20 protein-coding genes are annotated in these 10,486 nt (G+C 70.9%); 1 reads left to right on the plus strand and 19 read right to left on the minus strand.

The features are described 5' to 3' along the window. Window positions 1-2 precede the first annotated feature (2 nt). From ACIP67_RS40475 to ACIP67_RS40550, 16 genes are all read right to left on the minus strand, one after another. Complete coding sequence (locus ACIP67_RS40475) at window positions 3-1,235, minus strand: hypothetical protein (protein WP_401699043.1); 1,233 nt, start codon at window positions 1,233-1,235, stop codon at window positions 3-5. Continuing rightward, a complete protein-coding gene (locus ACIP67_RS40480; protein ID WP_401699046.1) occupies window positions 1,232-1,402 on the minus strand; it encodes a hypothetical protein in 171 nt (56 codons plus the stop codon). Before ACIP67_RS40480 ends, ACIP67_RS40475 begins: the two co-directional genes overlap by 4 nt. Beyond that, window positions 1,399-1,698, minus strand: a complete 300-nt coding sequence (locus ACIP67_RS40485; protein WP_401699049.1) for a hypothetical protein — start codon at window positions 1,696-1,698, stop codon at window positions 1,399-1,401. Before ACIP67_RS40485 ends, ACIP67_RS40480 begins: the two co-directional genes overlap by 4 nt. Next, window positions 1,695-1,958: a hypothetical protein gene (locus ACIP67_RS40490; RefSeq protein WP_401699051.1), complete on the minus strand. Its 264-nt coding sequence runs from the start codon at window positions 1,956-1,958 to the stop codon at window positions 1,695-1,697. The genes ACIP67_RS40485 and ACIP67_RS40490 overlap by 4 nt, the downstream gene beginning before the upstream one ends. After that, on the minus strand, window positions 1,955-2,089 hold the full coding sequence (locus ACIP67_RS40495) for a hypothetical protein (protein WP_401699053.1): 135 nt from the start codon (window positions 2,087-2,089) through the stop codon (window positions 1,955-1,957). The genes ACIP67_RS40490 and ACIP67_RS40495 overlap by 4 nt, the downstream gene beginning before the upstream one ends. Then, window positions 2,086-2,514 (minus strand): hypothetical protein, encoded by a 429-nt coding sequence (locus ACIP67_RS40500; RefSeq protein WP_401699056.1) that lies wholly within the window; start codon window positions 2,512-2,514, stop codon window positions 2,086-2,088. Before ACIP67_RS40500 ends, ACIP67_RS40495 begins: the two co-directional genes overlap by 4 nt. A 112-nt stretch (window positions 2,515-2,626) precedes the next feature. Further along, complete coding sequence (locus ACIP67_RS40505; protein ID WP_401699057.1) at window positions 2,627-2,869, minus strand: hypothetical protein; 243 nt, start codon at window positions 2,867-2,869, stop codon at window positions 2,627-2,629. Window positions 2,870-3,096: 227 nt separating this feature from the next. Continuing rightward, complete coding sequence (locus ACIP67_RS40510) at window positions 3,097-3,333, minus strand: hypothetical protein (RefSeq protein WP_401699060.1); 237 nt, start codon at window positions 3,331-3,333, stop codon at window positions 3,097-3,099. Continuing rightward, on the minus strand, window positions 3,326-4,498 hold the full coding sequence (locus tag ACIP67_RS40515) for a hypothetical protein (RefSeq protein WP_401699062.1): 1,173 nt from the start codon (window positions 4,496-4,498) through the stop codon (window positions 3,326-3,328). The genes ACIP67_RS40510 and ACIP67_RS40515 overlap by 8 nt, the downstream gene beginning before the upstream one ends. A gap of 52 nt (window positions 4,499-4,550) precedes the next feature. After that, on the minus strand, window positions 4,551-4,952 hold the full coding sequence (locus ACIP67_RS40520; protein ID WP_401699064.1) for a hypothetical protein: 402 nt from the start codon (window positions 4,950-4,952) through the stop codon (window positions 4,551-4,553). An 80-nt stretch (window positions 4,953-5,032) separates the two neighbouring features. Beyond that, the gene (locus ACIP67_RS40525) at window positions 5,033-5,731 is read right to left on the minus strand and encodes a hypothetical protein (RefSeq protein ID WP_401699066.1); all 699 of its coding nucleotides are present in this window, start codon (window positions 5,729-5,731) and stop codon (window positions 5,033-5,035) included. A 74-nt stretch (window positions 5,732-5,805) separates the two neighbouring features. Further along, window positions 5,806-6,072: a hypothetical protein gene (locus ACIP67_RS40530; protein ID WP_401699068.1), complete on the minus strand. Its 267-nt coding sequence runs from the start codon at window positions 6,070-6,072 to the stop codon at window positions 5,806-5,808. 205 nt (window positions 6,073-6,277) lie between these two features. Next, a complete protein-coding gene (locus ACIP67_RS40535; protein ID WP_401699071.1) occupies window positions 6,278-6,646 on the minus strand; it encodes a hypothetical protein in 369 nt (122 codons plus the stop codon). A gap of 34 nt (window positions 6,647-6,680) precedes the next feature. Continuing rightward, window positions 6,681-7,283: a hypothetical protein gene (locus tag ACIP67_RS40540; RefSeq protein ID WP_401699073.1), complete on the minus strand. Its 603-nt coding sequence runs from the start codon at window positions 7,281-7,283 to the stop codon at window positions 6,681-6,683. Then, on the minus strand, window positions 7,280-8,017 hold the full coding sequence (locus ACIP67_RS40545) for an ATP-binding protein (RefSeq protein WP_401699075.1): 738 nt from the start codon (window positions 8,015-8,017) through the stop codon (window positions 7,280-7,282). Before ACIP67_RS40545 ends, ACIP67_RS40540 begins: the two co-directional genes overlap by 4 nt. A gap of 10 nt (window positions 8,018-8,027) precedes the next feature. Continuing rightward, the gene (locus tag ACIP67_RS40550) at window positions 8,028-8,972 is read right to left on the minus strand and encodes a hypothetical protein (RefSeq protein WP_401699078.1); all 945 of its coding nucleotides are present in this window, start codon (window positions 8,970-8,972) and stop codon (window positions 8,028-8,030) included. 101 nt (window positions 8,973-9,073) lie between these two features. Between ACIP67_RS40550 and ACIP67_RS40555 the strand changes: the two genes are divergently transcribed. Continuing rightward, window positions 9,074-9,265, plus strand: a complete 192-nt coding sequence (locus ACIP67_RS40555) for a hypothetical protein (RefSeq protein ID WP_401699080.1) — start codon at window positions 9,074-9,076, stop codon at window positions 9,263-9,265. A 55-nt stretch (window positions 9,266-9,320) separates the two neighbouring features. Here ACIP67_RS40555 and ACIP67_RS40560 read toward each other — a convergent pair whose 3' ends face one another. The 3 genes from ACIP67_RS40560 to ACIP67_RS40570 all read right to left on the minus strand — a co-directional run bounded on the left by ACIP67_RS40560 (window position 9,321) and on the right by ACIP67_RS40570 (window position 10,453). Further along, entirely contained in the window at window positions 9,321-9,647 is a 327-nt protein-coding gene (locus tag ACIP67_RS40560) for a hypothetical protein (RefSeq protein WP_401699082.1), read from the minus strand. A 91-nt stretch (window positions 9,648-9,738) separates the two neighbouring features. Continuing rightward, entirely contained in the window at window positions 9,739-9,921 is a 183-nt protein-coding gene (locus ACIP67_RS40565; protein ID WP_401699085.1) for a helix-turn-helix domain-containing protein, read from the minus strand. Between the two features lie 91 nt (window positions 9,922-10,012). Continuing rightward, a complete protein-coding gene (locus tag ACIP67_RS40570; RefSeq protein WP_401699087.1) occupies window positions 10,013-10,453 on the minus strand; it encodes a hypothetical protein in 441 nt (146 codons plus the stop codon). Window positions 10,454-10,486 lie beyond the last annotated feature (33 nt).

Consider the following 10,486-nt stretch of genomic DNA (forward strand, 5'->3'; position numbering starts at 1 on the left):
GGTCAGTTCTCCTTGCTGGTGGTGTGGCAGGGGCATTGGCAGTGGGCCGAGCAGAACTTGCACTGTGCGGGCTTCTTCGGCCCGGCGATCCCGCCGGTGTTCGAGCAGTAGTCGTGTTCGCCGTGGAGGCAGCCGGTGGACAGGTAGCGGTGCTCCGCCGTCCGGGTCGCTGCCGGGCGCAGCGTGGTGGTGTCGAGTGCGGCTTCGAGGTGGGCGGTGTCGATGCCGGCGGGGTACTCATCGACGAGGGCGCGGACGCGGGCGAGGGCGGCTTCGGATGCTGTCAGGGCGGCTTCTACGTGCGCTTCGGCCACGTGCCGCTCCCGCTCCAGCAGCGCCGACGTCTGGGTGTCATGCCCCAGGCCGAGCCAGCCGTCGCAGGTGTCGGTGCCCCAGCAGCGGAACGCCCACAGTCGGCGTCCGCGTTCGGTGTACTCCTGCACGGTCATGGCGCCGTCGGGGTCGAACGGGGCACAGGTGATCTCTGCGCGGAGGGTGCGGGCGTAGGGTTTGTCGGGGGCGAGGGCGTTGTCCCAGCGGTCGGCGAGCGCGTTCATGCGTTGGCGGAGGCGGTCGCGTTGGGCGGCGATCGCAGCGGCGTGCTGGCGGGCTGTGTCCCGCTCTCGCTCGGCGTTCTCGGCGCGTTGCACCGCTCGGGCGCGTTCCGACTCGGACTTGTTGGAGGTCTCGTGCGCGATGCGCAGGAGGTCCTCTGCTTGGTCGGCGCGCCGCCTCTGCTGTTCCCAGTCCTCCACGGTGGGGGCTGCGTCGCCGCGTCCGCAGTCGGGGCAGTAGCCGCGGGCGACCTGGCGGAGCGCGGCGAGTTCGGTGGTGAGGTGTTCGACGCGCTGGTCGTAGTCGGCGAGTTCGGCCGTGAGCCGGTCGGTTTCGGCCTGCTGGTCGGCGAGCTTTTTGGCGGTGAGGACGGCCTGCTCGTTCATCTCGCCGACCACTTCGGCGTACCGGTCGAGGTCGTCGTACATCTGGTCGAGTTGGGGCTGCGTGAGCTGACTGAGGGGCGTCCGGTCTTCGTGGCCCGGGTTGTTGGCCCTCAGGTCGCGGAGGGCTTGGAGGGTGGCGTAGACGTGGTGGATGGGGACGCCGGGGCGGGCGGCGTGGAGGCGCTGCGCCGTGAGCACGTCGGCGTCGCGTTCTTCCGGGGTGGGGGGCGGCGCGGTGGCTGCGCGGATCATCTGCTGACGGAGCTGTTCGAGGCGGGCGGCGGGGTCGGTCATCGGTTCTTCTTCCGTTTGGCGCGTGCGTGGGCGCGGCGTGCGGCCCGGTTGGGTTGGGGGTCGGGGGTGGTGTCGTCGATGACGGTCTCGGTGCGGACCAGCTGCGTGTTCCAGGTGACGCCCGGCCGGGGCGAGTGCTCCGACCGGGGAGACGACGGGCCGGTCATATCGTCTGCCCGCCGCGGTGGTTCTCGTTCGCGGGTGTGCCGTTGCCGGGCGGGATGCCGAGCGTCGCGCAGCAAGCGGCGCAGCGGCTGCGGTCGAGGCGGGAGAAGATGCCGGGCATCCACCAGCGGCGGCGGAGTCCGCAGGCGGCGCGGGCGCGGATGGGTGCGTTCTCGTCGATGGAGTCGCGCATCGCCTCGCGGGTGATGGTGCGGCCGGGGATGGCGTGGAGGACGCGCCATTTGCCGCAGCACAGCCACCAGTGTTCGGCGTTCTCGGGAATGGGGTGGGAGGTCACGACTCCTCCAGGACGTAGCCGGTGCGGAGGGGCCTGCCGTGGTGGCCGATCGGCCCGGCGTGGAGCTGGCTGGTTTCGATGGCGCGGCGGCGGATTTCGCGGCCGTCCGTGGTGAGGGTGACGACGTCGACCTTGCCGTAGCCGTAGCGGCCCCATGTGGTGATGGGGTCGCCGACGACCTTGATGCGGCGGGGCTCGGTGTACGGGTAGGGGTCGCCGAGGCTGCGGTAGATCTGGCCGGGTTCGATGCGGTGGCTCATGCTGCGTCCTGGTCGTCGTAGTGGCGGGTGATCTCGGCGAGGACGGCGGTGAAGCGGTGGCGGCGGCCGGTGCGGTGGCCGATACACCAGCCGACAGCGACGGCGAGGACGGCGACCAGGGCGACGATCACGACTGGCCTCCATCTCGCTGCTGAACGACACGGTCGATCCACTCGCGGGCCGGGGCGAGAGCCTTACGGCGCAGTTCGCGCATGTAGGCAGCCAGGTGTGCGGGGTCGATCTGGCCGCCATCGTTGACGGCTTCCTGCACGTAGCCGACGAGTTCGGTCCAGGCGCTGGCGTAGTCGGCGTGCGGGGGCCCGTCGATGGCCTGCCAGACGACGCGGGTGGCGCCGCCGTGGCCGTGGACGGCGATCACGGATTCCATGCCGCCGGGGTGCGGGGTGGTGGTGGGGTAGGTGCTGCCGGTCCAGTGGATGACGGCTTGCCCGTCGGGCCAGAGGATGCCGTTGGCGACGATGCCGGTGCCGGAGACGCCGGATACGTCGGTGTCGCGGACGAGGACGAAGGGCTTGCCGAAGTCGGGGTCAGGCATGGTCACGGTTTCCTCCGGTTGCGGATGGCGTGGGCGGCGAGGGCGAGTGCGGCGGTGAGGGAGAGGCCGGGGCAGATGAGGCCGGCGATCGTGCCCGCGGTCAAGGCGAGGGTCACGGGGTGGTTCCGACGTAGCGGTAGCCGTTGCTGGTGGGGCGGAAGCGGTCGAGGCGGATGCGGGACTGTCGGCAGCCGGGCAGCGGGACGGGCTCGTCGGCTGCGGTGAGGGCGACGGGGCGGACGGTGGCGTGGGTGTCGCCGATCCACTCGACCAGCAGGAGCCGCCCTTCGGCGCGCGGGTCGTTGTCCTGCCAGATCTGGCCGATGGCGGGGGTGGGGGTGTCGGTGTCGCTCATGTCGGGTCCTTCCGGGGCTGTGGCGGGTTGTGTGGCGGCTTGCGGGCCGGGTGCCGGGGCTCGGGTGGTGCGGGCCCCGGCGGGGCGCTCAGGCGGGCGTGTGCGGGCTCGGGGGCGTGGAGGGTGCCTGTGAGGGACTGTCAGGGCTTGGGGGCTCCGGGGGAGTGCCCGCAGCGCCTCCGAGGCCGCCAGGCGGCGACTGAGCGCCCTCCACGCCCGCCCTGCGGTCACTGCGGGGCCTCCGTCTCGAAGCTGATGACGATCTCCTCGTCGCGGACGTGGAACCGGAGCGCGTCGTCGTGGAGCGGCTGCTCCTTCGGAATGCCGTGGTGCTCGCGGTACGCCAACTCGGCGGCCGCCCACGCCTTGCCGATCTCGGCGGCGGCTGCACCCCAGGGGTCGGCGGCAGGGACGACCCAGCGGCGGATCGTGCGGGTCACGGTCTCGGATGTGAACTCAGCCACGAGGGGCCTCCCGCTGCTCCTGCGGGATAAGCACGTCCACGCCGCAGACGGTGCACACGCCGCCGTCCTCCAAGTCGTCGATCTCGAAGGGGAGGAGACCGGTACCGACGATGCTGGCGGGGGCGTGGTCCGGGCAGAGCAGGGTGCGCCCGTCCATGGTCCCGTAGGCGATCACTGGCGCCGCCTGTCCCTCCGTCGCTTGCCGTGTCCGCGGCTGGTGTCCGTCGCATGGGGGTCGTTCGCTGTCCTCGGCGCAGAGGCGGCACCAGGGCTGGTGGTAGGCCGCCCCGTGCCCGCACCGGCAGAGGGGCGGCACGGTCGGCTGCTGCGCCCCGCCAACGGCAGGCGCGTCGGCGTCCGCGTCACGCTGCCCCCCGAGGAGGGCGCGAGCCTCCGCCTGCGCCGCCCGGTAGCCCTCGCCGTACTCGCCCTTGCCGATCTCGGACCACGACCAGATGAGCGTGCGGCCGATGCGCGCCGAGTCGCTGAGCCATGGCTCGGCCTGCGTCTCGTCGCCGGTCCGGTCCGGCACGGCGGCCTCGACGGCCAGACGGCTCCCGTCCACGTCGTCGGCCAGCAGACGCGGCCACGGCCCGCCATGACGGCCGGTGATCCGCCGCTCCGGGTGCACGGTGGTGAAGTGCGCGCGGGCCCCGCTCGGAGTGTGGAGGGTGACGGGGGACGGGCAGAGGGGACACGGACCGGCGGTGAGGTCGACGTCATCCAGCGTGGCCGCCCGGTCGGCGGGCGCGGGCAGCACCGCGAGGACCGCGTCGGCGTCGGCGCCGTACTCGTCGGGCTCCAGCATGTCGGTGCCCCACAGGGCGCCCTGGCCGTCACGCTCGCAGAGGACGCGGCGGATGCGGTCCCGGAGCGCCGTCTGGGCGGTGGCGGGCACACGGCCAGCAGACGAGACGGCGTGCCCGTACAGGGCGGCAGCCTCATCCCACGACACCCACACCCAGGCGTCGTAGTTGCCGGTGGGCCAGCCGACAGCGCGGCCGAGGGTCTCCCAGATGCCGCCCTCGGCGTGGAGGGTGCGCGCCCAGTCGGCGGCCCAGCCGCAGCAGGTGCGGTCCTCACTCACGGCGGACATCGCTTCGAGGAGTTGGGCGCGCCCGCGTTCGAGGCGCTCGGTCAGGTCAGGGGTCTGGTCGGTGGTCATCGGTAGTCCTCTCGTGGCCGGCCGCACGAAACGGCCGGCAGGGGCGGGGTGGTCAGGCGAAGGCGGGCTCGCCCGGGTCGACCTCCGGGTGCGTGAACCGCACGGGCTTGCCGAGCTGCCGGGCGTAATCGATCTCCGCCGTGGTCGACGCGCCGATGTAGTCCCCGACCACCAGCACCTCGTCAGCGATGCGGATCTTCGCCCGGTGCAGGTCGTCCAGACGGGTCTTCAGCCGCTCGGCCTCGACCGGGTCCGCCCACAGCGGGTGCGGGCTCTTCATGTTGCAGCCGGGCTTGACGACGATCCGGCCGGCCGCGGTTTCCCGCAGGTCGGCCTCGGCCATCTCCGGCATGAAGCGGGTGGAGCCGCAGATGACGACGATGCGCGGGATGTTGAGGCGCTGCTTGACGTCGGCGAGCTTCTCTTCCGGGGTGAGCAGGTTGGGATAGGTCACGGTGGTCCTTCGGGGTGTGTGGCAGGGTGGGGTCACGCCGCCCGCTGGTGATTGCTGCACCAGCGGGCGGCGGCTTGCGGTCACGGGGCGGGAGAGGCGGCGGGGTCGTCGTCGAACGGCTCCAGCAGCGCGAACGCGGCCTCCCGATCGCCGTGGAGGTACTCGACCGCGTAGTCCCCGAGCCGGTCCCGGCGCAGCCAGCCGCGCTGCTCCGCGATGAACCCCTGGTCGTCCCAGGCGCCGTCGCCGATGTGGGACGAGGTCCCGGTGGCGTCGGCGCGGTCGAGGCGGGAGGGCGGGAAGCCGTACTCCAGCGCGGTCTCGCGGGACCAGACGCCGGCGGGCATCTCGCAGATGTTGGACCAGCCGATGTACATGTCCTTGTCGGGGGCGGCCTTCACGAGGAGGCAGCGCAGGCGCGGGTCGTGGCTGGCCTTCTCCTCGGCGAGTTCGGCGGTGAGGCGGCGGACCTCGGCGAGCAGCGCGTTGACGTCGGTCGGGGCGTGGGCGATGAACGCGGCGTCGGCCTGGACCTGCGCCCAGTCCTCTTCGGCCGTCCACTCCCGGTGGGTCGGGTCGTTGTCCAGCGGCTCCTCGTCGAATCGGGCGATCGTGCGGCGGGCGCTGTAGCCGCAGCCGGTCTCTTCGAGGTCGGCGGCGATCTCGATCAGGCTGTCGCCGCCGTACACGTAGACGCCCCACGGTCCGGCGGTGGCGGCCTTGCGTCGGGCTTCGATCTCGTCGAGCTGCTGCGGGGTGAGCGGGGCGGGTGTGGTCATGTCGTCTCCTGGGGTGTGGCGGGTGGGTGGCGAGACGGTGCGTCTCGTTGTGATGGGTGTCCGGGTTGCCCAGGTCAGGCGGGGGTGAGGCGGGCGGGGCAGAACTGTGCGGCCTTCTCGCCTGCGAGGCTCAGCCACATGAACTGGCCGACGGTCAGGTTGCGGTCGGTGTGGAAGAAGCAGTCCGCGTACTCGGGGTGGCCCTTGGCGGTGAGGATGGGCCGCAGGTACGGGATGGCGTGTTCGGCGATGGTGCGGGCGGCGGTGTTGGGGTCGCTGTAGTCGACGGTGATTGGGGGGATGTGCCAGGCGGGGCCGAACTCGACGAGGTAGGTGGTCATGGCGGGTTTCCTTAGGCGGCGGGTTGGATGGGTCGGAGGTGGGGGCGTTTTTCGTTGTGGGCGCCGATGGCGGTGCAGAGGTCGTGCCAGTGCTGGTCTTGTTCTTCGGGGGTCCAGTGGTGGTGGGGGTTGGTGGGTTGGGGTTGGTCGGGTGGGGGTGCGGGCCGGACGGGTATGGCCTCCAGAAGCAGGCGCTCCAGCGGGCTCACAGGGCGCCTCGCAGTCCGGCGGCGAGTTGCTCGTCGGTACCGCGGTCGAAGAGGTCGATGAAGCCGGTGGTCTCCTCGTTCTCGCGGGCGCGGGACCAGTCGCGGGCGCACAGCCAGATGACGGGCGGCTCGGCCTCATCCCAGGGCTGCTGTTCGCGCACGTACCGGAACACGGTCCGGGTCTGCTTGCACCAGGCGCACGCGTTCTCGTGGGCGGTACCGAGGCGGAGGAGCATCTCCTGCCGGTCGAGTTCGAGCTGGACGTCGGCCCAGGAGGTGCCGCATCCGGCGCAGTTGCCGGGATTGACGATCGATCCGTGCGGGGGCTGGACGGGGTGGCTGTGCTTGCAGAGCGAGACGGTCATGTGTGGGCTCCGGTCTGGTCGGTGGTGGGACGGGTCAGGCGTCGTCGAGGTCGGGCATCGCCCACAGGCCGCCGAGCCCGGCGCTGCCCTCGACGAACCGCAGCGCGCGGTCGATGGGCCGGTACACGGTCTGCTTTTCGAGGGACCGTTTACAGGCGCGGCAGCGCCACGGCCGGCGGAGGGTGATCCACTGTGTGCGCGTGCAGGCGGTGCAGGTGACGCTGTAGGTGGACGGCCCGTGTGGGGTCTCCCAGTTGGCGTAGCCGGTCGGCGGCCGGTATCCGCGTTGGTCGGGTGCGACGCCGATGGACTGGCGGCCGATGATGATGAGTTCGCCTCCGGGCCACGCGCACCCGCAGATGCCGTCGCAGTGGCAGGCGCGGGTCTGGGCGAGTTCGATCGTCTTCTCGACGCGGGGGATGCCGGGGCCTTTGACTTCGATCCACGTGCCGAGTTCGGGGAGCCAGAAGTCGGGGATGTACACGGTCCCGGAGGGGAGGGTGATCGTCTCGGGCTCGTAGGCCCATTTGATGCGGCTGGCGTCGAGGGTCTGTGCCCAGTCGGCTTCGAGGCGGGACCGGAACGTCGTGCCGGCGTACTCGGTAGGGACGGCTTCGATGGTGGGTTCGTCGGTCACCGGACGCTCCTCAGTCCGCGGCGGCGGTCGGGGCCGTCGAAGCTGACGATGGTGGCGGTTTGTGCGAGGCGGGAGGCGAGTCTGTCTCCGAGGCGGGTGACGAGGTCGGGGGCTGCGGCGTGGCCGGTGCGGACGGGCAGGTTGGTGGTGATCAGCAGCGGGAGGGATTCGTTGTACCGGTAGTTGACGATGCGGGTGGTGGTCTCCTCCGTGAACTCGGAGAGCTTCTCCGTGCCGAGGTCGTCGAGGAGGAGCAGCGGAATGCGGCACAGCCGCTTCAGCTCGTGCTCGCTGCTCTTGTCGCTGCCGCCGGGGCGGAGGAGGCCGTACAGGTCGGGGGCCGTCGTGGCGATCATCTGGAAGTTGCGGGGGCCGGCTTCGGCGATACGACGCAGCGCCCCGTAGGCCTGATGCGTCTTGCCCGTACCGATGGCGCCGTGGAGGACGAGGAAGCCGGCGTCGCGGATGTTGGCGGCGGCGCGGTCTGCCCAGGCTTGGATCACCGGGTGGTCGGTGGTGGCCTGGCGGTAGCGGTAGGGGACTGCGGTCTGCCAGCGGGTGAGGGCGAATTCGGCGCGCTGTCGGCGGTGGTATTCGGGGTGGCCGGGCTCGTCGGGGGTGGGGGTGTCGTCGATGGGGCCCGCGGTGACGTTCGGGGCGTGTTCGGTGATGCCGGCCATGAGGCGGGCGAGCATGGAGGGCCGGTTCTCGGCGAAGGACTGCGGTTCGGGCATGGGGTGCTCCTCAGAAGTAGCCGAGGTCGTTGGCGTAGTCCTCGGGTGAGGGCTGCTTGTAGGGCTGGTAGCCGCCGGACACCGCGCGCAGCGGGGGGCGCTCGGTGCCGGGCGGGGGCAGCGGAGGAAGTTCGCCCCAGCCGCGCATGAAGTACTTGGCAGAGTCGACGTTCATGCGGGCGGCCGTCCTGACGGCGTACTCGATGAGGGCGGGTACGCCGCTCTTCTCGATCAGGGCGAGGACGGGAAACCAGCCGTTGCCGGTGAAGGGCCAGCGGACGACGACGCCTGCTGCGGTGAGTCCGTCAACGAGTGGGCGTGCGATTTCTGGGATGCCGTAGCCGAGACGATCAGGAGCGGGCTCCTCCTGCTTGCTAGCTGAGGGGGTAGTTGAGGAGGGGAAGAGAGGGGTAGGGGTCCCGGATTCCGGGACACTGACGTCCCGGATTTCCTGACACTGAGACGGGTCAGTGTCAGGAGTTTCGGGACACTGAGGGTTTTCGTCAGTGTCAGGAGTTTCGGGACGCTGAGACGGCTCAGTGTCGGGAGAACTGGGACACTGAGGAGGGCGCTCAGTGTCAGGGATTCCGGGACACTGAGACACGGGGAACTTCGAGATCTTGTACTTGGCGGTGCCGTTCTTCTGGCCGGCCGCGAGCTTTTCGAGCACGCCCTTGGCGATCAGTGACTTGAGCACGGCGTAGAGCTGCGAGCGGCTCAGCTTGGCTCCGCGCAGGACCTCGGGGCGTTCCACGCTGTTCCACGTGGTGCGGGTGTCTTCGTTGGCGTCCTCGGCCAGGACGACGAGGAGGAGCTTCTCCCTGTGCGTCAGGGCCTCGGGTGCGTTGGTGAGCACCTCGACTATCAGGCGGATCCCCACGTGGTCTCTCTTCTCGCTGGTGTTTCTCGGTTCTTGGCAGGCGCGAGCGGGGCTCTTGGGCCTGCCCTCGAACACACCGCCATTGTATCTCTGGTGTATAGACAGTGCATAGCGTTGCGAGGTGCGAGAGGGGGTGGGTGTATCGCTGATGCGCAGACAGCCGCTACGCTGGGGTCATGGCCAGCAACCCGACTCCGCAGCGCGTGATCCGTGTCGATGACGAGACGTGGACCGCGTACGGGCAACTCTGCGAGGAGAAGGGCATTGCCCGGTCCGCCGACCTGCGCATGTACATCAAGCGCGAGGTTGCCGAGTGGCAGAAGCGCCAGCGCGATGCCGGCGCGGCCCGGAACATCGCCGAGTCCTGACACCGTCCTCCTCCTGTCCTTCGGGCCCCGCCGTTGCGGGGCCTTTGTCGTGCGCCTACGCGATCCGTCCGGCCTGCGCGGCCCGCGTCCCTCTCCACACCGCGACCGCGGATCGTTCACCGGTCGGCCGGCTGGAGCGGTCGAACGTGACGTGCTCGATGAGCCGGTCGCGGACCAGGGAGAGGACGAGGTTTCCCCAGTCGGCGCGCGGGTTGGGCGGCTCGGGGAGGTCGTTGTCTTTGGCCACCTCGTAGCTCGTGAAGAGCCGTCCGGTGCGGGCGGCGGCGACGAATGCGGGCCGGACGAGATCGGCCCACTCGGCGTAGGTGAGGCCGCTGGCCGGGGTGGGGAGGGTGCCGTCGAGAGTCGGTTGTATGGGCATCGGGTCCTCCGGGGTTACTGGCCGACGGGGTGGCCGCAGCTTCCGCAGAACCCGCGGTGCGGGCTTGTCGGGGCGGCGCATCGGGGGCAGGTCACGGGCGGCCTCCGCGCTTGCGGAAGCGGACGCCGGCCTCGAGGAGGAGGGTCCTGGTGCAGCCGTAGGAGCGTTGGATCTGCCGGGCGGTGGACTGGATGGTGCAGCCCTCGAGGTAGAGGCGGGCGGCTTTCTCGCGGAGGCGGATGCGGGCTTCGCCGCGGGTGGGGATGCCGGTCATGCAGGGTCCTTTCTGCTGGGTGGGCCCGCCCCGCGGGGGGTGGTCGGGGCGGGCCCGTGGCGGCCGTGGGGGCGACCGCCGGGGAGGAGGGTCAGGTGTTGCGCTGATCGATGGCGAGGCGCGTGATCCCCGCGACGTCGACCAGCAGCGCGCACACCGAGTCGACGTACTGGTAGCCGTCGGAGTGCAGCGCGGTCTGGAACAGGGCGAGGGTGGTGGCGGTGTCGCCGTTGCAGTACGCGACCAGGAAGCGCATCGCGAACGCCTTCGCCGGGTCGTCGTCGAGGGCGCCGGGCTTCAACTGCTCGAAGACCCACATGTCGCCGTTCTCCGGGCGCGCGGCCTGCTCGCCGTAGATCTTCTGGAGCATGAGCTTCCCGGCCTCGGCGATGGCGCAGCAGGCGCCGTACATGAGGTTGTCGTCGGACTGGCTGCCGAGGGTGGTGATGGTGTCGGCAGCGCGTTCGGCGTCTCCGGCGACGGCGTAGGAGATGGCGTCGAAGACGAGGGTGGAGGCTTCGCGGGTGTCCATGTCGTGTTCTCCTGTTGTGGTGGCCCGCCGGAT

The sequence above is a fragment of the Streptomyces sp. NPDC088812 genome, assembly GCF_044750285.1.
Lineage (GTDB): Bacteria > Actinomycetota > Actinomycetes > Streptomycetales > Streptomycetaceae > Streptomyces.